Genomic DNA, 24,570 nt, shown 5'->3' on the forward strand with positions numbered 1-24,570 from the left:
TTTTACTCTTCCAGCGCCGCCAGGGCGTCTTCGATTTCCAACAATAATTTTTCCAGGAACATCTGCCGGCGCACGCCATCGGCCGCCGCGAGATAGTCCGCGTCCTCATCCAGCCAGACGGCGATCTGCTCGTAACGCCCGGCGATATCCGCCTGCAGACGGTGATGCAGATGCTCCAGTTCGTGGTGATCGCCGGCGCTGCGTGCTTCCTGTACCGCCTCGCGCCATTCCATCTGCTGCATGAGGAAATCCGCCGGCATCGCGGTATTGGTTTCGGCACGCAGGTCGACACCCGCCAGTTCGATCAGGTAACCGGCCCGGGCCAGCGGTTTCTTCAGGGTCCGGTAAGCCTCGTTGGCCTGACTTGCCCATTGCATGGACAGCCGCCGCTCCGCTTCCGGTGCGCTGGCAAAACGGTCAGGGTGCACGCGTGCCTGCAACTCGCGATAACGGCTGTCAAGCTCCCCGGCAGCCAGCCGAAAGCGGCGCGGCAGGCCAAGCAGGGCAAAGAAATCAGCGTTTAGATCCAAGGGGCACGCTCAGACGGTGAACGACTCGCCGCAACCACACTGGTCCTTGACGTTCGGGTTGTTGAACTTGAAACCTTCATTCAGCCCCTCGCGCGCGTAGTCGAGCTCCATGCCTTCGAGATAAGGCAGACTCTTGGCATCGACGATGACCTTGACCCCGGAATTCTCGAACACCACATCATCGGCATTGATTTCGTCGACGAATTCGAGCTTGTAGGCCATCCCCGAACAGCCACTGGTGCGCACACCCAGGCGCAGGCCAACGCCCTTGCCCCGCTTTTCGAGAAAATTGGCGACGCGTTGCACCGCCTTGTCGGTCAGGGTCACGGCCATGCTTACTCTCCGCGTTTTTTCTTGTAATCGGCCACTGCCGCCTTGATGGCGTCTTCCGCCAGAATCGAACAGTGGATTTTCACCGGCGGCAACGCCAGTTCCTCGGCAATCGCGGTGTTCTTGATGGAGAGGGCCTCATCTACCGTCTTGCCCTTGACCCATTCGGTCACCAGCGACGACGAGGCAATCGCCGAGCCGCAGCCATAGGTCTTGAACTTGGCATCTTCGATGACGCCAGCGGGATTGACCTTGATCTGCAGTTTCATCACATCGCCGCAGGCCGGCGCCCCGACCATGCCGGTGCCGACACCTTCATCCTCCTTGCCGAAGGAGCCCACGTTACGCGGGTTTTCATAGTGATCGATGACTTTGACGCTGTAGCTCATGTTATTTCTCCGTTCAATTCAGTTGGGGTGGTTGGCTGCAGCCTGAAAGTCAGTGTGCCGCCCATTGGACGGTGTTCAGATCGATTCCGTCCTTATACATTTCCCAGAGTGGCGAAAGATCGCGCAATTTCTGGATTTTCGCATGCAGCAGCTGGACCGCATAATCGATTTCGGCTTCGGTGGTATAGCGACCGATGGAAAAGCGGATCGAGCTGTGCGCCAGCTCATCGTTACGCCCCAGCGCCCGCAGCACGTAGGAGGGTTCCAGGCTGGCCGAGGTACAGGCCGACCCGGAAGATACCGCCAGGTCCTTGACCGCCATCATCAGCGACTCACCCTCAACATAGGCAAAGCTGACGTTGAGATTGTGCGGCACACGCGCCTGCAGATCGCCATTGACGAAACTGGCCTCGATTTCCAGCAAGCCTTTGAGGAAGCGGTCGCGCAGTGCAGTGATGCGCTTAATCTCGCCGTCCATCTCTTCGCGGGCAATGCGGAACGCCTCGCCCATGCCGACGATCTGGTGCGTGGCCAGCGTCCCCGAGCGGAAGCCCCGTTCATGGCCGCCGCCATGCATCTGCGCCTCCAGCCGGATGCGCGGTTTGCGCCGCACGTACAAGGCACCAATGCCTTTCGGACCATAGGTCTTGTGGGCGGAAAAACTCATCAGATCAACCTTGAGCTGGCCCAGGTCAATCTCCACTTTGCCCGTTGCCTGCGCAGCGTCGACGTGAAAAATCACGCCTTTCTCCCGGCAGATGTCGCCCAATTCAGCAATCGGCTGAATCACCCCGATTTCGTTATTGACGAACAGCACCGACGCCAGCACCGTATCCGGACGGATCGCCGCGCGGAAGGCATCGAGATCGACCAGACCGTTTTCCTGGACATCCAGATACGTCGCTTCGAACCCCTGACGCTCAAGTTCGCGCACCGTATCGAGTACCGCCTTGTGCTCGGTTTTCAGCGTGATGATGTGCTTGCCCTTGGTACCCGCGTAAAAATTGGCCGCACCCTTGATCGCCAGATTGTTCGATTCCGTTGCCCCGGAGGTCCACACGATCTCCTTGGGGTCTGCACCGACCAGATCGGCCACCTGGCGACGCGCCGTTTCCACGGCCTCGTCAGCCACCCAGCCGAAGCTGTGCGAGCGCGAGGCCGGATTACCGAACAAATCGCACAGGTAGGGAATCATCTTTTCGGCCACACGCGGATCGACCGGTGTGGTTGCGGAATAGTCGAGGTAGATGGGCAATTTCATGGTTGATCTCGTCAGGTTGCTCGGTTGTAATCAGCCGGTTGTCAGGTCCGGCCCGCTTCGATGGCCGTCAATCCCCGCAGGTCGCCGACCGTGGCCTGCAGGGCAGCAATAAATCGTTTCACTTCGCCGGCATCGTTACCGGCCCCAAAACTCAGACGCACCGCACCGCGTGCAAGTTCCGGCGCAATCCCCATTGCCTGCAGCACGTGCGAGGATTCGGGCTGCGCACTGGAACAGGCAGCGCCGCTAGCGACCGCAAAACCCGCCCGATCCAGCTTGCCGACCAGGGTTTCGCCGTCGATACCAGGCAAGGCGAAATAGCAGGTATTACTCAAGCGCGGTGCAGCACTGGAAAAGATGCAGGCCCCCAGGGCGCGCAACCCCGTCTCCAGCTCCGCACGCAACAGGCCGTTCTGCGCGGTCGCTTCGGCAACACGGGCGGCCGCAAGTTCCGCGGCAACACCAAAACCGACAATGGCCGGCACATTTTCCGTGCCGGAACGCAGGCCGCGTTCGTGGCCCCCTCCGGCAATCAGCGGGGCCAGTTCGAGACGTTTATCGACCACCAGCGCTGCTGCCCCTTTCGGGCCATTGATCTTGTGCGCCGATAGCGTCAGCGCCTGCACACCCGCCGCATTCAGGGCACGAAAATCCAGCGGCATTTTGCCCAGCGCCTGCACCGCATCGCTATGCAGCACCGCCCCGGCAGCGCGCGCAGCCTGAGCCAACTGCGGCAAATCCTGAATGGCGCCGGTTTCATTGTTGGCCAGCATGATGGACAGCACATCCGGCTGTTCCGCTAACACCGCCGTGTAATCATCCGCCGCGACCAGTCCCTGGGCATCAACGGCAATTTCGCGCAGCTGCCAACCCTGGCGCTGCAACTGGCGCGCTGGCTGCAGCACGCAAGGGTGTTCTATCGCCGACACCGCCAGACGTCCCGGTTGACGACAGGCCGCGAGTCCCTTCAGAAACAGGTTGTTGGCTTCGCTACCGCCACTGGTGAAAATGACTTCACTCGGCTGTGCGTTGACTGCCGCCGCCACCTGCTGACGCGCCAGATCCACTGCTGCCCGTGCCTGCCGCCCGTATTCATGGCGACTGGACGCGTTGCCGCACAGCCCCTCCAGCCAGGGCAGCATGGCCGCACGCACCGCCGGGTCGAGCGGTGTGGTCGCGTTGTGGTCGAGGTAGACTGGCGCAAACATGCTCACAAACCGGCGACGCGCTTGTCGCGCTCGATCCGGCGCGGACTCGGACCCAGTGGGCGCTGATCGCTGATGGCCACCACGCCGGCAGGCTTGAGTTTCTCCTGATTGACCAGGTCCGCCAGGCTGACCGACCCCAGGTAGTCAAACATCTTGCTGTTGAGCGTCGTCCACAGATCGTGCGTCATGCACCGCTGTTCACCATGGCAATTCTCCTGCCCGCCACACTGCGTGGCATCGAGATGTTCATCAACCGCACGAATGATGTCGGCGACACTGACCATGCTCAACGGCCGGGCGATGCAATAACCGCCACCGGGACCGCGCACCGAATCCACCAGCCGATGCCGGCGCAACTTGCCGAACAACTGCTCGAGATACGACAACGAAATCTGCTGCCGCTCCGCCACACCTGCCAGCGCCACCGGCCCGGCTTCTCCGCGCAACGCAAGGTCGAGCATGGCGGTTACGGCGAAACGTCCTTTGGTCGTCAAACGCATGTGTGTTCTCCTGCAAATAACCAAGTAACAAGGTCAACTATGGGCTGACATATCACCATTAGTCAACTATTTTACTCAGGTATTTGGCATCGAAGTCATCGTGTGCCTGCAAGGTTTCCTCGCAGCAGATGCCCTTTTCTGCCAGTTTTTTGATCAATTCACTCAACCGGCGATCGGTCTCGCCGGCGTGATCCAGCAGGCCATGAATGGCCTTGGCCAGGGGATCATCCTGATCGCGCGCCACGGCGTAGGCCGAAAAACCCATTTTTTCCGCCTGCGCTTCCCGCTCACGGCTCTGCGCATCAATGATGCGCGCCGGATTGCCAACAGCCGTCGCTCCCGGCGGCACCGATTTGGTCACCACCGCATTCGAGCCGACCTTGGACCGCGCCGCCATGGTGATCGGCCCCAGCACCTTGGCCCCGGCGCCGATGACGACCCCATCCTCCAGTGTCGGATGGCGCTTGCCCTTGGACCAGGAGGTGCCGCCCAGGGTCACCCCGTGATACAGCGTGACATCGTCGCCGATGACTGCCGTCTCACCGATCACCACGCCCATGCCGTGGTCGATGAAAAAGCGCCGGCCGATCGTCGCTCCGGGATGAATCTCGATCCCTGTCATGAAGCGCGACACGTGCGCCGTGAACCGCGCCAGCCAGCGCAGGCGATGCCGCCACAGCCAGTGCGCCAGACGGTGCAGGATGAGCGCATGAATCCCGGGATAACAGGTCAGCACTTCCCAGAACGAACGGGCCGCCGGGTCGCGGTCAAAAACCGCCCGGATATCCTCGCGCAAATGGCCAAACATGCAACAATCCCCTAGCAAGAAGAGGTGAATTGTAAAATACTCGACTGTTTCTGTCAGCTATTGCGCACAAAATTCAGGACACGGACGGGCGACCACGGTATTCAATCGCCATGAGGGTGATGTCGTCGGATTGCGGCGCAGTACCGGCAAAAGCCTTGATACTGGCGACGGTCCCCTTGACCAGGTCAAAAATCGGTTCGCCCTGCAATTCATTGCACACCGCCAGCAGGCGCTGCTCGTCATACAACTCGTCTTGCAGGTTCATCGCCTCGGTCACGCCATCGGTGTAGAGCAGCAGGCGATCCCCTGGCGTCAGCCGCATCGTTTCCGCCTGATAAGGGTAATCCTCGACGGCCCCGATCACCAGCTGGCGGGTCTTGGGGAAATAGTGCGGCGGACCCTGGCGGGGAATCAGCAGCGGCGGGTTGTGTCCGGCATTGGTGTAGACCAGCGCCCCGTCGCGCAAATCGAGCACGGCGCAAAACACCGTGACAAACATGCTTTGATCGTTATCACGGGCCATCTGGTCATTCACCCGGGACAAGATTTCTGCCGGACTCAGATCCATTCTGGCGGTTGCCTTGATCAGGGTTTTGGTGACGGCCATGAATAACGAAGCGGGCACGCCCTTGCCGGAGACATCGGCAACGACCAGACAAAGATGATCATCATCGAGCTGGAAGAAATCGTAGAAATCGCCACCGACTTCCTTGGCCGGTTCGATCACGGCAAAAAGACTGAATTCTTCCCGATGCGGGAACGGGGGCAGCATTTTGGGCAGGATCGACATCTGAATGTCGTGCGCAATGCTCAGTTCGCCTTCGATACGTTCCTTGGCTGAGGTGGTCGCCACCAGATCGCGGATGTGTATCTGCAAATCCCGGTTCATTGCCGCGAACGCCCGGCTCAGATCACCCACTTCGTCATGTGCCGTCTGGGCCGGGAGCTGTACGTCAAAATCACCGTTACGCATGCGCCCGGCGGCAATCGCGAGGCTGTGCAGCGGCCGGGTGATCGAACGGGCAATCAGCACCACCACCAGCACAATCAGCAGAATGCCCAGCAGGCCAATCGCGGCGACCGTCAGCGTCAACTCGCGGATGCCGGCAAACAGTTCGCGCTCGGGAAAGACAATGGCCAGCGACCAACCCGCCGCAGGAATCGGACCGTAATAGAGGCGCGCCGGCGCACCGGCAAGGCCGCGATAGGGCACAAAACCGCTCTCGCCACGCAGCATGCGCCGGCCCACCTCGCGCAAGGCCGTGTCATCAGCGGCTTCCGCCAGACTGAAAATGGACTCGTTCATGACGTGGTCAGTAACGGGATGCGTCACAATCGAGCCGTTGCGTGACAGGAGAAAGGCATAACCGCTGTCCAGCACCTTGATCGCGCCAATCGTTTGCGCCAGCCAGTCAAGCGAGATATCGGCCGTGACGACGCCCATGAGGCGGCGCGTTGCCCCACTGCCCGCGTAAAACGGTACGGAATAGGTGGCCATCAGGGTATTGCCACCGCCTTCATCGAAGTAGGGCTCGCTCCAGCCGGCACGCTCCAGCTCCCGGGGAATCTGGTACCAGTCCTGCACCCGGTAGTCATAGGCGGCTTCAAGCTGGACGGTTTTGATTTCCGCGCCGTCGCGGTACGCATAAGGCGCGTGCAACCGAGCCGCACCGGCTGACCCCACAGGCTCGAAAGCAATGGTCGTGCCGTAGATTTCCGGATTGTTTTCGAGCGTGCGCTGCAGCATCTGCCGCACACTCCGATCACTCGCCGGATCAACGCGCGGATCGTTGATCTGATCCTGCTCCAGTTGCCGCGCCGTGATTTCCACCACCCGTGCCGTGGTGCTCAACGCGGCTTCGACACGATTGGCCGAGGCCAGCGCAAGGTAATGGGCGCTGTTGGCGACTTCGGTTTCGATCAAGGCCCGCGAACGCAGGTGATTGAAACCGAGCATGCCGGCAAAAATGACCGAGGTACTCAGGGTTACTGCCAGAATCAGGCGCGCCCCGATCGTTTCAGCGAAGCGCATGGTTGCCTTTCACGAAATCATCGTAATCCAGCGCCGCACGCACCAGGCCGCGCCGACGCAGTTCCTGCACCACCACCTGGTAGTCTTGCCGACTCAACTCTCCTACGCCGCTGCCCTCTGCCGGACGTATCAACGCCCGCATGCGCGACAGCATCCAGCGTTGATGCATGCGGTTCGCGGGCAGGCGCGCATCCTTGATGATGCGCAGCATGACATCGAGCGTTTCCTCGGGATGGGCAAACGCATACTCCCAGCCCTCCAGCGAGGCCCGGACAAAGGCGGACACCAGCTGCGGATCGCGGGCCACGGTTGTCTCCAGGGCGTACAAACCATCTTCCGGGTAATTCGCCCCATGCTCCTTGAGCGGAAACACGGTCAGCTCATCCTCATTCAAGCCGGAGTTGAGAATGCTGTGGTACTCGTTGTACTCCATCGCCGATACTGCCGCGATACCACCGCGCAGGAACAGGTTGACGGTTGCCGACTGCTGCACCGGCTGCACCTTCAGGCCATGCTGATCGAACACACTATGCGGCGGAATATCGAAATCCCCACCCCACAACCCGACCTTTTTCCCCGCCAGATCGGCCAAGGTACGAATTCCTGAATCCTTGCGCGCTACCAGCAGCATCGACGACTGTTGCACCACCTGGCCAATATGGACCAGTGGCAGCCCCGCGTCCCGCCGTTGCAGGGCGGTGGTCAGCCACAGGGCGGCGAAATCGGCACGACCATCGCGCAGGTATTCGGACGGGTTGCGGCCCGGCCCCCCTTCGATAATGCTCAAATCGATACCGTGCTTGAGATAAATCCCCTTCTCTGCCGCCATGTAATAACCGGCAAACTGGGCCTGCGGCAGCCAGAGGGGAATGAAGCTCGCCTGTTTGACCGGCTCCGCCGCGCTAGCGGTTAGCGCGAAAACAAGGAATAGGCCGCAGCTTAGCCAGCGGAGGATCAGGGAGGGAAAACGGGGCATGGTGATATCAACGATTCAAGGTGAGGCGAACGACGTTACGTCCATCCTGCCGGAAACAATCCAGCTGATCTGCAATCTGACGAACCAGAAACCAGCCCAGGCCGCCGATTTTACGGTCCTCGATTGCCGCCGCCAGATCAGGTTCGCCAATCGAATTCATGTCAAAAGCAATACCCTCGTCGATAACTTCGGCCACAAATTGTGCCCCGGCAGCCCGACAGTTCAAGGTCACCGGTCCCGGGCCGGCAGGATAGGCGTAGTGGCAGATATTGACGAAAATCTCCTCGAACGCCATGGTCAGCATGCCGACACGCTTCGGCGCCAAGCCGAACGCGACGGCGCACGCGGCGAGATGTTCCTGCAAGGGCTCCAGGTTCACCAACTCCGCTGCCAGCGTCAGCGAATCGAATTCACTCGGCGTAGCGTTCACCAGCGAGATCTCACACCGCCGCCAGCGCCGCTGCCAGCGAGGAGTGGGTGCCGAGGATGGAGCTGAAGCCGGTCATCTCGAAGACCTCGCGCACATTGTCCTGCAGGTTGGCAAACACCACGGCGCCCCCCTTGGGCTTGAGCTGCTTGGCCGTCGACAACAACACGCGCAGCCCGGCGCTGCTGATATAGCTGAGATTGGCGAAATCGACGACCAGACGCGTCTTGTCTTCAGCAATGAGCTGACTGACGACTTTCTCGTAGTCGCCTGCCGATACGGCATCGAGCTTGCCCGTTACTGAAACGACATGTGCTGTACCTGATTCCTGTACCTGAATTTCCATTTTCACTCCAGACTTTTGTTTGCCAAACCATGACGCATCTGATTCCGGCGCACCGACAGCGCAAAAAAGTGAGGCCAGAATCAAATCACGCCGTAATCTTCTTGTCCTGCTCAAAATTCACGCATCAGTCCGAGTGTGACCGTACTGTGCACCACTTTCGAACTGACGGCCTCGACCTGGCTGCCATCAGCAACACTCAACCCACCGCCGATGCGGGGCGCGGACAAACTATTTCGCCGGTGCGACATTGGCCGAACCTTCCGCACCAACATACACCGCCAGCAACCTGACCACGCCGCTCCCCTGATTCATGCCGCGATGCGGCACATGCATCGCCTCTACCAGCGCATCACCCTGGCGAAATGTTTTGACGCCCTCCGAGCCGTAATCGACAGTCAGCTCGCCTTCCAGAATATAGGCGACCAGCGGCACCGGATGCCGGTGAAACGCGGCAACAGCCCCCGGAGCGACCGTCACCACGGCAACGGTGATCTTGGGCGCACCGCTGGGGTACTGGATAGCCTCGCCGACAATCGTCTTGCCCGTCACCAGCAATTCCTGCACCGGGTAGTAGTTTGATTCTTGCGCCTGCGCGCCAGTAGCCAGCAGCGCCAACAACAGGATGAATTTTTTCATGGGCCTCCTCAATCCGCAGCCAGACGAATCGACAAACGGTTACCGTCGGCATCGGTGTGGTAGTCGATACTTTCGGCCAGATTGGTAATGATGGTCAGTCCCAGTTCGTCGGGCAGCGCGTCACTGTCCAGCGGGTTGGGGGCATCGCCCGGAGTGTCGAGGGTAAGCTCAAGCCGCCCGGTTTTCTCGGCATAACCGAGGGTAAGCTCCAGCGCTGCCGCGGCCAGGCGCGGCTGGTAAATGGCAAGCAGCTCCTCAACCAGCAGCAACAGATGCTGACGCGTCTTTTTCGGCAGAATCTGCTTCTCGCAAAACTGTTCGAGCTCGGCGTTGATGGCGTAAAGATCGAAGTCCGGACTATCGATACGCAGGCAGACGCTGCGAATACGATGAATGAAGGCGCGGGTTTTCTCGCGCTGCGGCTGATCGAAGATCTGCGCCGGTGTACCTTGCTCGTAGATAACACCTTCGTCCATGTAGAACACCCGGCTCGAGATGTCGCGCGCAAAATCCATTTCGTGGGTGACCACCAGCATGGTCAGCCCCTCCTTCGCCAGCCGCCGCATCACGGCCAGCACCTCGCTGACCATGGTTGGGTCGAGCGCCGAGGTCGGTTCATCGAAGAGGATGATTTGCGGCTCCATCGCCAGGCAACGGGCAATCGCCACGCGCTGTTTCTGCCCCCCCGAAAGTTCGTCGGGGAAGCTGCCGGCTTTTTCGGCCAGTCCGACCAGCTTGAGCAGTTCGCGCGCCTTGGCTTGCGCCTCGGCTTTGCGGGCGCCCAGCAGCTTAATCGGCCCTAGCGTCAGATTGTCCAGCACCGAAAGGTGGGCGAAAAGGTTGAAGGACTGGAACACCATGCCCATCTTGCGCCGCATTTTCGGCACGTCGGTGGCGGGGTCAAGCAAGTTGATGCCGTCAATCTCGATCCGGCCACCGCTTGGCGGGTCAAGCAGGTTGAGGCAGCGCAGGAAGGTGCTCTTGCCGGTACCGGAAGGGCCGATGATGGAAATCACCTCACCTTTGGCAATATCGACCGTGACATCCTTGAGCACGGTCAGCTCGCCATACCGTTTCGCCAAATGCTCGACCTTGATCATGCGCGCCCTGCCTTGCGGCCGTATTTCGGATCGGTCACTCGTTCCAGATACTCAAGGAATTGCAGCAATACCCAGGAAATCAGGAAATACAGGAGGGCGATCATCACCAGCGGGAAAAACGCATCGAAGGTGCGGCTGCGGATGATGTCGCTGGCCTTGGTCAGATCTTGCACGGCAATGTAACCGACGATTGAGGTCATCTTGACCAGGGAGATGAATTCGCCCTTGAACACCGGCAGGATGCGGTGGATGGTCTGCGGCAGGACGATGTTCACGAAGGTCGACAGTCGGGTAAAACCCAGGGCGATGCCGGCTTCGGTCTGCCCCTTGTCGACGCCCTGGATGCCGGTACGGAAAATCTCGGCGCTGTAGGCCGCAAAATTCAAGCCGAAAGCGATGACGGCGACCAGCACCGGGTCGATGTTCACCGAAGCGAAGACGACGTAGAAGATCAGCATCAGCAACACCAGCACCGGGGTACCGCGCAGGATGGCGATGTAGAGGCGGGCCGGCAGGTTGAGCAGGCGTCGCGCCGACATGCGCATGAAACAGATCGCGCCACCAAGCAGCGTACCCAGGAGGGTCGAGAATACGGAAATGATGACCGTGGTCTTCAAGCCGTCCCAGATCAGCAGGTAACGATCCTCAACGAGGATGTTGCTATGAAAACTGGCTGCAACACCTCGCAACCAGCGTGCAATCGCATTACGCTCGACTGCTGCGGCAGGCTGCGGCGCCAGCACCAGGGCACTGATATCGTTGCCAAGATAAGGCCTTGAGTAACGGATCAGCTTCTTGCGCTCCTCCGTGACGTTGAAATTGGAAATTGCGAGATCAATCTTTTTCGACTGCAGCGCCGGAATCAGTGCTTCAAAGTTGTAGTCCACAATTTCAATGCGCCGGTCGAGACGCTGACCGATCAGATGAATCAGTTCAATATCCAGACCCGCCAGCGCGCCATACGCATAAAAAGTAAACGGTTCGTTCTGGCCGCTGGTCCCCACGCGCAGCACACGCCCCTTGCCCACATGATCAACCCGGGACATCGGTGGTGGCGTGGTGTAGTGGCTATCGAGCCACTTGGCGCGCAGGCGCTGCAACTCGCCTTCCTGTTCGAGTGCAGTGAGTGCAGCATCAATGTCGGCCTGCAGCGCCGCGTTGTCTTTATGCATTGCCACTGCAACATCGAGCCGTGCAACTGCTTGATCGAGGATATGCAATTGCGGGTTTTTCGCTACCAGATTGAAGAGCACGCTCTTGTCAAAGACGTACGCATCGACTTTACCGGTAGCCACTGCCAACGCCGCATCCGAAGAAGTATTCAATTCGACAAAGTGCGCTGCGGGGAAGTACTTGCGTGCGGCGAGATCACCGGCTGAGCCCGTCAACACCGCAATCCGCTTGCCATCCAGATCTTGCAGGCGCGGCGCAGCATCCTGCGCCCAGCAGACTCCCGCAGCAAGCCACAGGCCCACAGCGATCAGTTGCAGAAACCTGCTCATCGCCAGCCGACCAGGGCTTTGTTTCCCGCACTAGGGCAGCAATGCCACCGGTGTAATAAGGTTCGGAGAACAGCACTTTCTGGGCGCGCTCGTCAGTAATGGTGATGCAAGCGGCAATCATATCGACCTTGCCGGAAATCAGGGCGGGAATCAGCGAGCCAAATTCCATGTTCACCACTTCCAGCGTCTTGCCCTGCTGCTTCGCCACCCGTTTGGCCAACTCGATATCGAAACCGACCACCTGCTGCGAGCCATCGACAAAAGAGAAAGGTTCAGTGACGGCGGCGGTGCCGAGCTTCAGCACACCCGCTGCTCCCTCCACGGGAATCTCCGGCATCGCCGCCGGATTCCCTTTTTTCGGGAACCAGCGTGCCTGCATTTCATCGTAGCCGCCGCCCTGTCTCAGTTCCTTGACGACTGAATCAATCGCCACCTTGAGCGCACGGTTTTCCGGCGATACGGCAAAACCATAGTTGTCGACGGTGATCATCTCCGGCAACACCTTCAAGCCATCATTCTTGGCAGCAATATTTTTCAGGATCGGCTCATCGTACGCCACCGCATCGGCCTTGCCTGCCTTGACTGCCAGGGCGGCATCAAGCACCGTATTGAAATACTGGAATTTGGCCTGCGGAAATTTTGACAGCACCAGCGTGTCAGCCGCTGTGCCGGTGGGCACCGCAAAGGATTTATCTGCCAGCTGCGGCAGGCTGGTGATTTCTGCTTTCTGTGCACACCCTCCCGCCAGAAGCAACACCGACAGCATGAAACAGCCACTCAAAACCCTGGAACGCAGTTTGCCCATCACAGTCTCCCCCTGAAAGACCGGCAGTATAATTCGGCTTTTCTAGGTTCGCGCACCCAGGTTCGCGCAAAACTCCCAGATTCGCTCGCAAAATCCCGAATCTGACAACAGGAGACGCACACACCTCAAAGACTGGACACAGCACCCCGGATCAGGCCGACGGCAACGCCCTCAATGGCAAAATCCGCCACTGTCGCATCGACGACGATGGGTTCGAAATCCGGATTTTCGGCCAGCAGATGGATCACCCCGGCGTTGCGCTGCAAGCGTTTGACGGTCACCTCTTCATCGAGCCGGGCAACCACGATCTGTCCATCGCGTGCCTGGTTGGTCTTATGCACGGCAAGGAGATCACCCTCGAAGATGCCCGCATCAATCATCGACAAGCCGCGCACCTTGAGCAGAAAATCCGCTCGTGGGCTGAACAAGCCGGCGTCCAGCGCATACCGCCCCTGCACGTTCTCCACTGCCAGGATCGGCGATCCGGCGGCCACGCTGCCAATCAGCGGCAGGCCGAGCTGTTCGATCAGACGGATGCCGCGTGCCGAACCGGGCTCAAGATGAATCGCCCCTTTTTTCGCCAGCGCCTTGAGGTGATCCTCGGCCGCATTGGGCGAGGCAAAGCCGAAGGCGGTCGCAATCTCCGCCCGCGTCGGCGGCGCGCCCAGCATTTCCAGATTGTTTTTGATGAAATCGAGGATTTCCTGCTGGCGGGCAGTAAGTTTCATGGCAAGCTGACTCAGGTGTGATTTGACTGTATTTTTATACAGCAATCCATTTTTGGCAAGCGCAACCGCACGTTACCAGCGCGGCCGCAAGTTACGCACTCAAGCCTGTTCGTGCGTTAGCCAGCGCAAACTTCCACGCCCCATGCGCATGCAGCCTTGCGGCAGCTGCAATTGCGGATGGCGATCTGCTGCGGCCTCTTGAATCTGGCGGCAGAACTCGTCCAGGCGGCGCGTTCCCGGCACCTGCCAACCCAGCGTACGCAAACGCCAGCGCAAAAGATTTTTCAGCCGGGCGCCGGACAGCGTACGCAAGCCCGTCACACTCGCTGCCGCCTCTCCTTGCGCCACCAACTGCCAATCGCTGGCCGCCAGCTCGTCGAGCAGATCGGCCGCTTCGGCGCAATGTGCTGCCGTCTGCGCCAGAATGTGTTCCGTTGCCGGAAAGCGTTCAGCCAATAATGGCAACACCTCCCGACGCAGAAAGTTCCGGCTGAAGCGGCTATCGCTGTTGCTCTCATCCTCAACCCAGGTCAGCCCCTGTGCTGTGGCGTAGGTTTCAAGCTCCCGCCGGGACACATCGAGCAAGGGACGCAGCAGGCGCAAGCCGTACTGGCAACGGTCCGGGCGCATTGCCGCCAGACCTTGCACACCGCTACCACGCAGCAGATTGAACAGCAGTGTTTCCGCCTGATCGCCGCGATGCTGGGCCAGCAGAAGCGGCGCCCCGGGCGGCAGATGTTGCGCGATGGCGGCATAGCGGGCCTGCCGCGCGGCGGCCTCCAGACCCTCTCCAGCTGAGCTGACCTGCACATGCAGCACCTGCAGGGGCACGGCCCACTGCGCGCACAGATCCTGGCAGAACGCAGCCCAGGCATCCGCGTTCGGCGACAGGCCATGATGCACATGGACAGCCGCCACGCCTCCCGGCAAACGCAGACGCAGCAACAGATGCAGCAGGCTGACCGAGTCACACCCACCCGACAGGGCAACCTGACACGTCGCTGTGCCCAGTTGCCGCTCTGCCAGAAAGACAGCCAGCCGTTCTGGCAGTGAGATCGTCAGATCAGGCGGCCTGTTCCTTGAAACGGCCATAGCTCATCAACCGCTCATAGCGCTGCGCGAGCAGCGCCTCCACCGGCAGGGCCGTGAGTTGCTTGAGCGCATCCTGCAGCGCTTTCTTCAGGTTTTCCGCCATGGCCAGGTGGTCGCGTTGCGCGCCACCCAAGGGTTCATGCACCACACGATCGATCAGGCCCAGGCTTTTCAGCCGGGCGGCGGTAATCCCCATGGTTTCTGCCGCCTCGGGCGCCTTGCTGGCGCTCTTCCACAGGATGGAAGCACAGCCTTCGGGCGAGATCACCGAATAAGTGGAGTACTGCAGCATCTGCACCACGTCGCCGACGGCAATCGCCAGCGCACCGCCGGAGCCGCCTTCGCCGATGATGGTGACGATCACCGGCACTTTCAGGCTGGCCATCTCGTAGAGATTGCGCCCGATCGCTTCCGACTGGCCGCGCTCTTCGGCGCCGATACCAGGATAGGCGCCGGGCGTATCGACGAAGGTCATGATCGGCAGCGAAAATTTTTCCGCCAGCTTCATCAGGCGCAGAGCCTTGCGGTAACCCTCCGGGCGCGGCATGCCAAAGTTGCGGTAAATCTTTTCCTTGGTATCGCGCCCCTTCTGGTGCCCGATCACCATCACCGACTGGCCATTGAACCGCGCCAGACCGCCAACGATGGCATGGTCGTCGGCATAGGCCCGGTCACCGTGCAATTCCTCGAAGTCAGTGAAAATATGCTGCGCGTAATCCAGCGTATACGGACGCTGCGGATGGCGCGCCACCTGGGCGATCTGCCAGGGAGTCAGCTTGGCGTAGATTTCCTTGGTCAGCTGCGCGCTTTTCTTCTCCAGGCGCCCGATTTCTTCCGAAATATCGACCGCGGAATCATCCTGCACAAAGCGTAGTTCTTCAATTTTTGCTTCAAGGTCAGCCACCGGCTGCTCAAAGTCGAGAAAAGTCGTTTTCATGGACTACTCAAAAAGGAAACTGGCGCGCATTCTACCGCAAAGCCCCGAGTGCATCGCGCCTGCCCGCAAGCGCGACAAATCATGGCCAAATCGTTACAGCCCGACGCCGCAGCAGCGAATTTGTTAGAATTGCATTGAATTTTCAACAAAAAACAGATCGCCGCCCCTCCATGAACCCAACTTGCTACAGCTTCATTCACCCCCTGATCGGCACCCAAAACACGGTGGCCGGTTATCTTGTGGAGCACAGTACGGGTGCGGGCGAGCCGCCGCAACTGCTGATCCCGCCGGAAACGGAATTTACCCTGCGGCAACCCTGGTTCTTGCCGGCCGCGCATTTGCCGGTCGCCGCGGAAAACTTCATCCCGCTATGGAAAGCTCCGGCCGTAGTCGACAGTACATCGCAGCCACAGGCATTGCTGACCTGCCCGGACACCCGGCTACCAGCCACCGGGGACTGGGCCTATCTCCTGGTGCCCATGAGTCATGCCCGCACCCTGCCCCCTTTTGCCCTGACCGGTCTGGCCGTACGCAGCCGGGTCATCACCACCGATACACAAAACCATAAAGACCGCGAATGGGCCATCGCCAACGGTTGCTGCATGACCAGCGGTGAATATTTGCTGACCGTCAATCCCTCGCAACGCGCCCCGGATACCACGCGCCAGAAAATGCTGGCCCTGCTCGCGCTGCTGGCCCAGGATGCGAGCACACAGGAACTGAACAACATTCTCCGCCAGGAAACCAAGCTGTCCTATAGCCTGCTGCGTCTGGTCAATTCAGCCGCCATCGCGCCGCGTACGCCGATCACCAGCTTTTCCCAGGCCATCGATCTCCTCGGCCGGCGGCAACTGGAGCGCTGGGTGCAGCTCCTGATTTTTGCCAACCCGGAACACAACGGCGGCACCAACCCACTGCTTTACACCGCGGCGCTGCGCGGCCGGTTGATGGAGCTGCTGGTGCCACAACTGAAACTGCCGCACGCCCAGGAAGACATGTCGGACAGTGCGTTCATGACCGGCTGCTTCTCGCTGCTGAGTGTGCTGCTGCACATCCCGATGCAGGAAATCGTGCAGCAACTGCCGCTTGCAGGCTGCATCAAGGATGCGCTCAGCCATCATGGCGGCCGCGCCGGACAACTCCTGCTAGCCCTGGAAGCTGCCGCTCACCGCAACCTGAACGAAAGCGCCCGCCTGCTCAGCCTGCTCGACATCAGCCCGGACACCTTCCTCGCGGCACAACTCGACGCCCTGCACTGGGCAGAGCGTATCCCGACACCGTGAGCAACTTTCCGGAGCGGGTTATTTCCGCGTCAGGAAAGGATTGAAGCGGCGCTCCTCACCCAAAGTCGAGGTGGGGCCGTGGCCAGGAATGAAGGTCACGTCATCACCCAGTGGCAGCAGCTTGTTCAGGATCGAAGCAATCAGCGTGGCGTGGTCGCCGCGGGGAAAATCAGTGCGGCCGATGGACCCCTGGAACAGCACGTCACCCACCTGCGCCAACCGGCTGGGCGCATGGTAGAACACCACGTGCCCCGGCGTATGCCCGGGGCAATGCAAGACCTGCAGGCTGATTTCACCAAACTGCACCGTATCGCCATCCTGCAGCCAGCGCGTCGGAACAAAGGGTTCGACATCGGGAAAACCGAACATGTGGCTTTGCTGTGCCATGCCATCGATCCAGAACGCATCCTCCTTGTGCGGCCCCTCGACCGGCGCGCCCGTACGTGCCGCCAGGGCAGCCACACCGCCGGCATGGTCGATATGACCATGGGTCACGAGAATCTTGCTCAAGCTGAGGTTCTCCGCCGCCAGGGCTGCGAGGATGCGATCAATGTCACCCCCCGGATCGATCACCGCCGCCTGGCGGCTCGTCTCGCACCACAGCAGCGTGCAATTTTGTTCAAACGGGGTGACGGGAATGATCTGATAGCGCATGACCTGACTCAATGATCGCAAATGTTGGATTATCGCATGCAGTCAGCGCTCAGTCGCCCGCCGCCAGAGCGGAGAAACACAATGGCAAAGTGCGCTGACAACTGCATCGCCGTATTTTGCCAGCACGATCAACTCGCCGGATTGGCCCGCGTCTCCAGAACTTCCCAGCGCTCGAGCAAAACCATCAGCTCGTCATCAATCGCTGCCAGGCGTTGGGCAGCAGCCTGTGCGGCCTGGGCATCGCGCTGGTAGAAGGCGGGATCTTCCAGTTGCTGCGTCAACTGCCGCTGTTCCGTTTCCAGGCGGGCAATCTGATCCGGCAAGGCTTCCAGTTCGCGCGCCTCCTTCCAGCTCAGTTTGTCGCGTGGCTTCTCGCGTTTATTCGCTGGCGGTGACGCAGTGGTCTTTGCTTCGGCCTTCGCTGGCGCTGCGGCCGCTGTTTCCAGCCGCCGCGCCGCCTGATAAGCCGCCCAGTCGCTGTAACCGCCAACGTATTCGCGCCACTGGCCCTCGCCTTCGCTGGCAATGGTCTGGGTTACCACATTGTCGAGGAACGTGCGGTCATGGCTGACCAGGAACAGCGTGCCACTGTAATCCTGCAGCAATGACTCGAGCAGTTCCAGGGTATCGATATCGAGGTCGTTGGTGGGCTCATCAAGCACCAGCACATTGGCCGGTTTGGCGAACAGGCGCGCCAGCAGCAACCGGTTACGCTCGCCGCCGGAAAGCGAACTGACCGGCGAACGGGCACGCTCGGGCGCAAACAGGAAATCTTCGAGATAGCCGATGACATGCTTTTTCGCACCGCCGATTTCCACCCAGTCGGAGCCGGGCGAAATCACATCGGCCAGGGTGGCGTCCGGATCAAGTTGGGTGCGGAACTGGTCGAAATAGGCAATTTCGAGCTTGCTCCCCTGGCGCACCGCGCCGCTATCCGGCACCAACTCGCCCAGGATGAGGCGCAGCAAGGTGGTCTTGCCGGCACCATTGGGGCCGATCAGGCCGATCTTGTCACCACGCTGGATGCGGGCGGAGAAATCGCGCACCACCGCACGTGTGCCATACGCCTTGCTGACGTGTTCCAGCTCAGCCACCAGCTTGCCACTGCGATCACCGCTTTCCAATTGCAGGCTGACCTGTCCCATGCGCTCGCGGCGCGCCTGACGCTCGGCACGCAGCTTATCCAGGCGCTGCACACGAAACACCGCCCGCGTGCGCCGCGCTTCCACGCCTTTGCGAATCCAGATCTCTTCCTGCTTGAGCAATTTGTCGGCACGCGCATTGGCCAGTGCTTCTTCGTGCAGCAGCGCTTCCTTGCGCGCCTGATACTGGCTGAAATTGCCAGGAAAACTCACCAGCTTGCCGCGATCCAGTTCGACGATGCGGGTGCTGACGCGATCCAGGAAACTACGATCATGGGTGATAAACAGCAAGGTCACACCAGATTCGATCAACAGCGTTTCCAGCCACTCGATGGCGGCGATGTCGAGGTGATTGGTCGGCTCATCGAGCAACAGCACGTGCGGCGTCACCGCCAGCGCCTGCGCCAGGGCCAGGCGTTTTTTCTGCCCGCCGGACAAACTCCCGACCAGCGCCTCCGGATCCAGCGCAAAACGGGCAATCACCTTTTCCGCCTGCGCTTCATAGGCCCAGGCGCCACGCGCTTCCAGCTCGTGCTGCAAAGCATCCATCCGCGCCAGCAAGGCCTCGGCATCGCCCCCTTCCGCGAGTTGCTGCGACACCGCGTGATACTGCGCCAGCAGCGCCGAAGTTTCCCCCATCCCGGAAACCACCGCCTGAAAGACCGTTGCCTGCGAATCAAATGGCGGCTCCTGCGGCACATAGGCAAGACGCAGGCCCGGCTGCAGCCAGATCTCGCCATCATCCAGCCGCCCCCGCCCACTGCCCGCCGCAATGGCCGCCAGCAGGGAGGATTTGCCGGTGCCGTTGCGCCCGATCAGGGCAACCCGCTCACCGGCATCCAGTTGCAGCTCGGCATGATCGAGCAGGGGAACATGGCCATAGGCCAGACAGGCAGCAGTCAGTTTGAGACAGGGCATGGAAAAAAGCGCCCGAAAGGCTGTTTCGGGCGCGATCCTGTTGAAAGAGGTGGATTGTAATCAGTTCGCCTGCAACGCGCTCCTGAAAACACACACCGACAATGCCCACTGACTGCCTACCACGCGTCCTCTCAACGGTTTTTCAAGTCACGAACCAATACCCCCATTGGCGGCAATTCAGAGGACAGATTCAGTAAAAACCGATCATATTTCCATGATTCAACAAATCGAACCGAGCAAAAAATAGTAAAATAATCAGCTCAATGCGTTGATGCATCGCCCGCAGTAACTCCCGCAGCCCCGGTAATACTGGTTCTTGTGCAGGTTTCACCCATTGATTCATTCCCCGGACGGGCTGCGTCGGGGTCACTTAGAGGTCGCCCGCACCAGACAAACGCGGGCGAAAGCCACCCGTCACATGGGTGGCGCAGAAAGGAACAGCATCATGACGTCCACCGTGGACAGCTTTGCCGCACTCGGCCTGAGCGATTCGCTCCTGAAAACACTTTCAGAAATCGGCTACGAAACCCCTTCCCCCATTCAGGCCCAATGCATCCCGGTGATGCTCGACGGCCACGACATCATCGGCATGGCGCAGACCGGCACCGGCAAGACCGCCGCCTTCGCCCTGCCGGTGATGGAACGCATCGACAGCAAGCTGCTCAAGCCGCAGGCACTGATCCTCACCCCCACCCGCGAACTGGCCATCCAGGTGGCCGAAGCGCTGCAAAGCTACGCCAAGAACCAGCCCGGATTCCATGTCCTGCCCATCTACGGTGGCCAGAGCTACACCATTCAGCTGAAACAACTGGCACGCGGTGCGCACGTTATTGTCGGCACCCCAGGCCGGGTCATGGATCACCTCGAGCGCAAGACGCTCAACCTGGATCACCTGCAGACCCTGGTGCTCGACGAAGCCGACGAAATGCTGCGCATGGGCTTTATCGACGACGTCGAATGGATTCTCGAACGCACGCCGGAACAGCACCAGACGGCCCTGTTCTCGGCGACGATGCCAGAGCAGATCCGCCGTGTCGCCCAGAAATACCTGGTCGAACCGAAGGAAATCAAGATCAAGTCGGCCACCGCCACGGTTGCCGCCATCCGTCAGGTGTACTGGCAGGTCTCCGGACTGCACAAGCTCGACGCGCTGACCCGCATCCTCGAAGTCGAAGAAGATTTCGATGCCGCCATCATCTTCGTGCGCACCAAGACCGCCACCGTCGAACTCGCCGACAAGCTCAACGCCCGTGGCTACGCAGCCGCCGCGCTGAACGGCGACCTCAACCAACAGATGCGCGAACGGGTCATCGAGCAATTGAAATCCGGTGCGCTGGACATCGTCATCGCCACTGACGTCGCCGCCCGCGGCATCGACGTACCGCGCGTCAGCCACGTCATCAACTACGACATTCCTTACGACACTGAAGCCTACGTGCACCGCATCGGTCGTACCGGCCGTGCCGGCCGTACCGGTAACGCCATCCTCTTCGTGGCCCCGCGCGAAGTGCGCATGCTGCGCACCATCGAACGCGCCACGCGGCAGCCGATCGCGCCGCTGACACTCCCCAGCCGGGCCGATGTCACCAATAAGCGCGTCGCCGATTTCAAGGCCAAAGTCGCCGAAGTCCTTGATGCCGAAGGCCTCGAATTCTTTGCCAACATCGTCTCGCAGTTGTGCGAAGAGAAAGATGTCAGCGCCGAAGAAGTCGCCGCTGCCCTCGCCAAAATGGCCCAGGAAGGCAAACCCCTCGAAGTGGCCGGCGAAGACCCGGCGCCCCGCCCCTTCCGTGAAGAACGCAGCGAGCGCCGTCCGGCCAGCTTTGCCGAACGTGAGCGCAAGCCCCGTTCCGACGACCGCCCGGAACGCCCGCGCCGCGAAGATCGCCCGACACGCCCGGCGCCCGTCGGCGACATGGTGCGCTACCGCATCGACGTTGGCCGTGAGCACGGGGTTGAAGTCCGCGACATCGTCGGCGCCATCGCCAATGAAGCCGGCCTCGACAGCCGTCACATCGGTCGCATCGGCCTGTATGAAGAATCGAGCACCATCGAGCTACCCGCCGGCATGCCCAAGGAAGCCGCCAACGCCCTGAAACGTACCCGCGTGCGCGGCGTGCCGATCAACCTGCGCCCGGATACCGGCCGCACTGACAGCCGCCCGGACACCGGCGAACGCAAGTTCCGCAAAAAGCCCGGACACGAGTAAGCCAGCCCTTGGCACATCCACGGTGCCGACGATCAGCCTGAGACCTGCCCTTGCGGCAGGTCTTTTGCCTTCTGGCAGATATGTTTCAGCGCCAGGAAATCCTCTCGCCAAGCGCCCTAAAACCGCTGCAAATCAGCAAACACGTGCCGCGATACCAGTTCCTTGCCAGCCAGGTAGTGATTGAACAGCCGGCGCATCATGCGCTTGGCTTCGCTGCGGCTGGCGGGATCGGATAAATCCTCAGCGGCCAGGTCGCGCAGGGTTTTGCCACGTAAAGTGCCTTCTTCGGCCTCGGCATGGGGCACGCACACCGCGCCTTGCTCCATGCGATAGCTGTAGAAAGCATCGGCGGCGATGGGCTGGCCGTCGGCGTCGTGGTCAAGCATCAAGCCGTAGCCCAGTTCCTGCAGCAGATATTTTTCAAAACAGCGCAGATCGATTTCCCGGGCGACACGGTCGGCATGACCGGCCAGGCGCTGCAGAACGCTGCCGTAGCGGGCAAACAGCACGGGATGGGCATCTTCGCGCGGCAATAGATGCAGCAACAGTTCATTGAGGTAGTAGCCGCAGAACAAGGCTTCGCCACCCAGCAGCGGCTGCCCCCCCACCCATTCGGCTTTCATCAGGTTGGGTACTTCACCTTTACCTGCCCAGCCCAGCTCCAGCGGCTGAAAGCCCAGCAACAGCCCACGCACGGCGGCGCGGGGGCGGCGGGCGCCGCGCGCCAGCAGGGCAATGCGGCCAAAATCCCGACTGAATACTTCGACGATCAGGCTGGTTTCACGAAAGGGATAGCTGTGCAGCACATAGGCTGGCTGGCCATCAACCTTGCTGCGCTGCATGGTTTACTCGTAGCCCAGACTCTTCAGCAGGCGTTCGTCGTCGTTCCAGCCCGATTTCACCTTGACCCAGATTTCGAGATAGACCTTGCCGTCGAACAGGCGCTCCATGTCCTGGCGCGCTTCGCTGGCGATACGTTTCAAGGATTCCCCGCCCTTACCGATCACGATGGCCTTGTGGCCATCGCGGTCAACAACGATGGCGGCATGGATGCGGCGCAGGGCGCCGTCAATTTCAAATTTTTCGATTTCGACGGCTGTCGCATAGGGCAGTTCGTCGCCAAGCAGGCGGAACACCTTTTCGCGGATGTATTCGGCAGCAAGGAAACGCTCCGATTTATCGGTCAGATCATCTTCGGCAAAGAGCAGGCCGCTGTGTGGCAGATGCTTGCGCGCCTCCTTGAGCAGATCGTCGGTCTGCCGGCCTTTGGCGGCACTCACCGGAATCACCGCAGCGTAGTCGAAGTCAGCCGCCACTTCGGCGAAAAAGGGCAGTAGGCCGGCTTTGTCCTTGACGGCATCGGTTTTGTTGATCACCAGGATCACCGGCCGGTCTTTCGGCAGCAGGCGCACCACCACCTTGTCCTTGGCATCGTAACGCCCGGCCTCGATGACGAAGAAAACCACGTCAACGTCATTCAGGGTTTGCGTCACGCTGCGGTTCATCGCCCGGTTCAGGGCATTGGTATGCTTGGTCTGGAAACCCGGGGTGTCGACAAACACGAACTGCGCATCGGCATCGGTGCGGATGCCGGTCACCCGATGCCGGGTGGTTTGCGCCTTGCGCGAGATGATGCTGATCTTGGCGCCGATCAAATGGTTGAGCAGCGTGGATTTGCCGACGTTGGGGCGACCGACGATGGCGAGATAACCTGAGCGGATGTCGTTCATGCTTCGAGAATGGCAAGGGCCGCCTGGGCAGCGTTTTGTTCGGCCACCCGGCGGCTGTTGCCGGTACCGGTGGTGCGTAGCGGCGGCTGCTCGATGCTGCAGGCGACGGTGAAGGACTGTTCGTGTGCGGCGCCGCTGGTTTCCAGCAACTCATAGTGCGGCAGACGCTTCTTGCGCCCTTGCAGGAATTCCTGCAGCCGCGTCTTGGCGTCTTTCTGGAACTGCCCCGGCTTGAGGTCGGCCAGCAGAGGGGCATACAAGCGCGCGATCACCTGCTGCGCAGCAATGAATCCGGCATCGAGATAGACGGCAGCAAAAACGGCTTCCAGTGCATCGGCCAGAATGGAAGGACGCATTGCCCCACCACTTTTCAGCTCACCTTCGCCCAGTCGCAGCTGCGTGCCGACATTCAACTCCTGCGCCAGCTGGTGCAAGGTTTCCTGGCGCACGAGATTGGCCCGCAAACGCGACAAATCACCTTCGGGCAGATCGGGAAAACGCTGAAACAGCAGATCGGCAATCACGCAGTCGAGGATGCCGTCACCAAGAAACTCCAGCCGCTCGTTGTTGGGCACGCCGTAGCTACGATGCGTCAGCGCCGTGCGCAGGAGGTCCGGTTGGGCAAAGTCATGACCAATCTGCCGGGCGAGTGGAGCCATTGCCATGTTTATTCTGCCGTCGAACCCTTGTAGTCGATCACCAGCGAGACATTGGCAAACAGCGGAATGCGCTTCTCGTAATCAAATCCGATCACCACGGCACCACGCGCGTTTTTGTGCACATCAAGATCCCGGGAAGAAAATTCGACATGGTCAATCTGCATCTGGCGATCGAAGGCTGCCCGGATTTCCGGTACTGTGGCGTTGCTACCGGCCTTGGCCACCACGTTTTCCGCCGCCTTCTTGATCTTGAAATATTCGAGCGTTGCCGGCACCACCTTCATGCCCATAATCGCCCCCAGCACCAGAACCAAGCTCCACATCAAGAGCCCGCTCAACGCTACACCCTGCTGTTTTTTCATATCCAA

26 protein-coding genes and 2 pseudogenes are annotated in these 24,570 nt (G+C 60.4%); 2 read left to right on the forward strand and 26 right to left on the reverse strand.

The window, feature by feature from the left end; all coding sequences use genetic code 11:
• Nucleotides 1-2: 2 nt before the first annotated feature.
• The 18 genes from hscB to JYJ39_RS08665 all read right to left on the reverse strand — a co-directional run bounded on the left by hscB (nucleotide 3) and on the right by JYJ39_RS08665 (nucleotide 15,607).
• Complete coding sequence (gene hscB / locus JYJ39_RS08580; RefSeq protein ID WP_205203645.1) at nucleotides 3-530, reverse strand: Fe-S protein assembly co-chaperone HscB; 528 nt, start codon at nucleotides 528-530, stop codon at nucleotides 3-5.
• A 9-nt stretch (nucleotides 531-539) separates the two neighbouring features.
• Nucleotides 540-863, reverse strand: a complete 324-nt coding sequence (gene iscA, locus JYJ39_RS08585; RefSeq protein WP_205203646.1) for an iron-sulfur cluster assembly protein IscA — start codon at nucleotides 861-863, stop codon at nucleotides 540-542.
• Nucleotides 864-865: 2 nt separating this feature from the next.
• Complete coding sequence (gene iscU, locus JYJ39_RS08590; RefSeq protein ID WP_205203647.1) at nucleotides 866-1,249, reverse strand: Fe-S cluster assembly scaffold IscU; 384 nt, start codon at nucleotides 1,247-1,249, stop codon at nucleotides 866-868.
• A 49-nt stretch (nucleotides 1,250-1,298) separates the two neighbouring features.
• Entirely contained in the window at nucleotides 1,299-2,510 is a 1,212-nt protein-coding gene (locus JYJ39_RS08595) for an IscS subfamily cysteine desulfurase (protein ID WP_205203648.1), read from the reverse strand.
• 41 nt (nucleotides 2,511-2,551) lie between these two features.
• Entirely contained in the window at nucleotides 2,552-3,718 is a 1,167-nt protein-coding gene (locus tag JYJ39_RS08600) for a cysteine desulfurase family protein (protein ID WP_205203649.1), read from the reverse strand.
• A 2-nt stretch (nucleotides 3,719-3,720) separates the two neighbouring features.
• Nucleotides 3,721-4,218, reverse strand: coding sequence for a Fe-S cluster assembly transcriptional regulator IscR (iscR, locus tag JYJ39_RS08605; RefSeq protein ID WP_205203650.1), 498 nt, complete (start codon nucleotides 4,216-4,218; stop codon nucleotides 3,721-3,723).
• 58 nt (nucleotides 4,219-4,276) lie between these two features.
• The gene (gene cysE / locus JYJ39_RS08610) at nucleotides 4,277-5,026 is read right to left on the reverse strand and encodes a serine O-acetyltransferase (protein WP_205203651.1); all 750 of its coding nucleotides are present in this window, start codon (nucleotides 5,024-5,026) and stop codon (nucleotides 4,277-4,279) included.
• Nucleotides 5,027-5,099: 73 nt separating this feature from the next.
• Nucleotides 5,100-7,058: a SpoIIE family protein phosphatase gene (locus JYJ39_RS08615; RefSeq protein ID WP_205203652.1), complete on the reverse strand. Its 1,959-nt coding sequence runs from the start codon at nucleotides 7,056-7,058 to the stop codon at nucleotides 5,100-5,102.
• Complete coding sequence (locus JYJ39_RS08620) at nucleotides 7,045-8,034, reverse strand: ABC transporter substrate-binding protein (RefSeq protein ID WP_205203653.1); 990 nt, start codon at nucleotides 8,032-8,034, stop codon at nucleotides 7,045-7,047. The genes JYJ39_RS08615 and JYJ39_RS08620 overlap by 14 nt, the downstream gene beginning before the upstream one ends.
• A 7-nt stretch (nucleotides 8,035-8,041) precedes the next feature.
• Nucleotides 8,042-8,464, reverse strand: a complete 423-nt coding sequence (locus tag JYJ39_RS08625; RefSeq protein WP_205203655.1) for an ATP-binding protein — start codon at nucleotides 8,462-8,464, stop codon at nucleotides 8,042-8,044.
• A 10-nt stretch (nucleotides 8,465-8,474) separates the two neighbouring features.
• Nucleotides 8,475-8,807 (reverse strand): STAS domain-containing protein, encoded by a 333-nt coding sequence (locus JYJ39_RS08630; protein WP_205203656.1) that lies wholly within the window; start codon nucleotides 8,805-8,807, stop codon nucleotides 8,475-8,477.
• A 228-nt stretch (nucleotides 8,808-9,035) separates the two neighbouring features.
• A complete protein-coding gene (locus JYJ39_RS08635; RefSeq protein WP_205203658.1) occupies nucleotides 9,036-9,443 on the reverse strand; it encodes a cupin domain-containing protein in 408 nt (135 codons plus the stop codon).
• Nucleotides 9,444-9,451: 8 nt separating this feature from the next.
• Nucleotides 9,452-10,543 (reverse strand): amino acid ABC transporter ATP-binding protein, encoded by a 1,092-nt coding sequence (locus JYJ39_RS08640; protein WP_205203660.1) that lies wholly within the window; start codon nucleotides 10,541-10,543, stop codon nucleotides 9,452-9,454.
• Nucleotides 10,540-11,715, reverse strand: a complete 1,176-nt coding sequence (locus JYJ39_RS14105) for an ABC transporter substrate-binding protein/permease (protein WP_430622472.1) — start codon at nucleotides 11,713-11,715, stop codon at nucleotides 10,540-10,542. Before JYJ39_RS14105 ends, JYJ39_RS08640 begins: the two co-directional genes overlap by 4 nt.
• Nucleotides 11,716-11,911: 196 nt before the next feature.
• Nucleotides 11,912-12,850: a transporter substrate-binding domain-containing protein gene (locus JYJ39_RS14110; RefSeq protein WP_275887967.1), complete on the reverse strand. Its 939-nt coding sequence runs from the start codon at nucleotides 12,848-12,850 to the stop codon at nucleotides 11,912-11,914.
• A 125-nt stretch (nucleotides 12,851-12,975) separates the two neighbouring features.
• Nucleotides 12,976-13,578, reverse strand: coding sequence for a transcriptional repressor LexA (lexA, locus tag JYJ39_RS08655; protein WP_205203664.1), 603 nt, complete (start codon nucleotides 13,576-13,578; stop codon nucleotides 12,976-12,978).
• A gap of 99 nt (nucleotides 13,579-13,677) precedes the next feature.
• Nucleotides 13,678-14,670: a tRNA lysidine(34) synthetase TilS gene (gene tilS, locus JYJ39_RS08660; RefSeq protein WP_205203665.1), complete on the reverse strand. Its 993-nt coding sequence runs from the start codon at nucleotides 14,668-14,670 to the stop codon at nucleotides 13,678-13,680.
• Nucleotides 14,642-15,607: an acetyl-CoA carboxylase carboxyltransferase subunit alpha gene (locus tag JYJ39_RS08665; protein ID WP_205203666.1), complete on the reverse strand. Its 966-nt coding sequence runs from the start codon at nucleotides 15,605-15,607 to the stop codon at nucleotides 14,642-14,644. Before JYJ39_RS08665 ends, tilS begins: the two co-directional genes overlap by 29 nt.
• 170 nt (nucleotides 15,608-15,777) lie before the next feature.
• Here JYJ39_RS08665 and JYJ39_RS08670 point away from each other — a divergent pair, with 170 nt between their 5' ends.
• The gene (locus JYJ39_RS08670) at nucleotides 15,778-16,890 is read left to right on the forward strand and encodes an EAL and HDOD domain-containing protein (protein ID WP_205203667.1); all 1,113 of its coding nucleotides are present in this window, start codon (nucleotides 15,778-15,780) and stop codon (nucleotides 16,888-16,890) included.
• Nucleotides 16,891-16,908: 18 nt separating this feature from the next.
• Here JYJ39_RS08670 and JYJ39_RS08675 read toward each other — a convergent pair whose 3' ends face one another.
• The 4 genes and pseudogenes from JYJ39_RS08675 to JYJ39_RS14205 all read right to left on the reverse strand — a co-directional run.
• Entirely contained in the window at nucleotides 16,909-17,544 is a 636-nt protein-coding gene (locus tag JYJ39_RS08675) for an MBL fold metallo-hydrolase (RefSeq protein WP_205203668.1), read from the reverse strand.
• 128 nt (nucleotides 17,545-17,672) lie between these two features.
• Entirely contained in the window at nucleotides 17,673-18,212 is a 540-nt protein-coding gene (locus JYJ39_RS14195; protein ID WP_430622473.1) for a hypothetical protein, read from the reverse strand.
• A pseudogene (locus JYJ39_RS14200) lies at nucleotides 18,198-18,689 on the reverse strand (ATP-binding cassette domain-containing protein); the annotation flags it as partial. The pseudogene JYJ39_RS14200 and the gene JYJ39_RS14195, both read right to left, overlap by 15 nt.
• 27 nt (nucleotides 18,690-18,716) lie before the next feature.
• A pseudogene (locus tag JYJ39_RS14205) lies at nucleotides 18,717-19,604 on the reverse strand (ABC-F family ATP-binding cassette domain-containing protein); the annotation flags it as partial.
• 445 nt (nucleotides 19,605-20,049) lie between these two features.
• On the opposite strand from JYJ39_RS14205, the gene JYJ39_RS08685 reads away from it, so the two are divergent.
• A complete protein-coding gene (locus JYJ39_RS08685; RefSeq protein ID WP_205203670.1) occupies nucleotides 20,050-21,813 on the forward strand; it encodes a DEAD/DEAH box helicase in 1,764 nt (587 codons plus the stop codon).
• Nucleotides 21,814-21,929: 116 nt separating this feature from the next.
• Here JYJ39_RS08685 and recO read toward each other — a convergent pair whose 3' ends face one another.
• Genes recO through JYJ39_RS08705 form a run of 4 tightly spaced genes read right to left on the reverse strand, consistent with a single transcriptional unit; the run spans nucleotide 21,930 to nucleotide 24,564 of the window.
• A complete protein-coding gene (gene recO, locus JYJ39_RS08690; RefSeq protein WP_205203671.1) occupies nucleotides 21,930-22,655 on the reverse strand; it encodes a DNA repair protein RecO in 726 nt (241 codons plus the stop codon).
• A gap of 3 nt (nucleotides 22,656-22,658) precedes the next feature.
• Nucleotides 22,659-23,543 carry a GTPase Era gene (era, locus tag JYJ39_RS08695; protein ID WP_205203673.1) on the reverse strand — a complete coding sequence of 295 codons (885 nt, stop codon included), beginning with the start codon at nucleotides 23,541-23,543 and terminating at the stop codon, nucleotides 22,659-22,661.
• Entirely contained in the window at nucleotides 23,540-24,208 is a 669-nt protein-coding gene (gene rnc / locus JYJ39_RS08700; RefSeq protein ID WP_205203675.1) for a ribonuclease III, read from the reverse strand. The genes era and rnc overlap by 4 nt, the downstream gene beginning before the upstream one ends.
• 2 nt (nucleotides 24,209-24,210) lie before the next feature.
• On the reverse strand, nucleotides 24,211-24,564 hold the full coding sequence (locus JYJ39_RS08705; RefSeq protein WP_205203677.1) for a DUF4845 domain-containing protein: 354 nt from the start codon (nucleotides 24,562-24,564) through the stop codon (nucleotides 24,211-24,213).
• Between the last annotated feature and the right edge of the window lie 6 nt (nucleotides 24,565-24,570).

The organism is Azonexus hydrophilus, from assembly GCF_905120355.1.
Classification (GTDB): domain Bacteria; phylum Pseudomonadota; class Gammaproteobacteria; order Burkholderiales; family Rhodocyclaceae; genus Azonexus.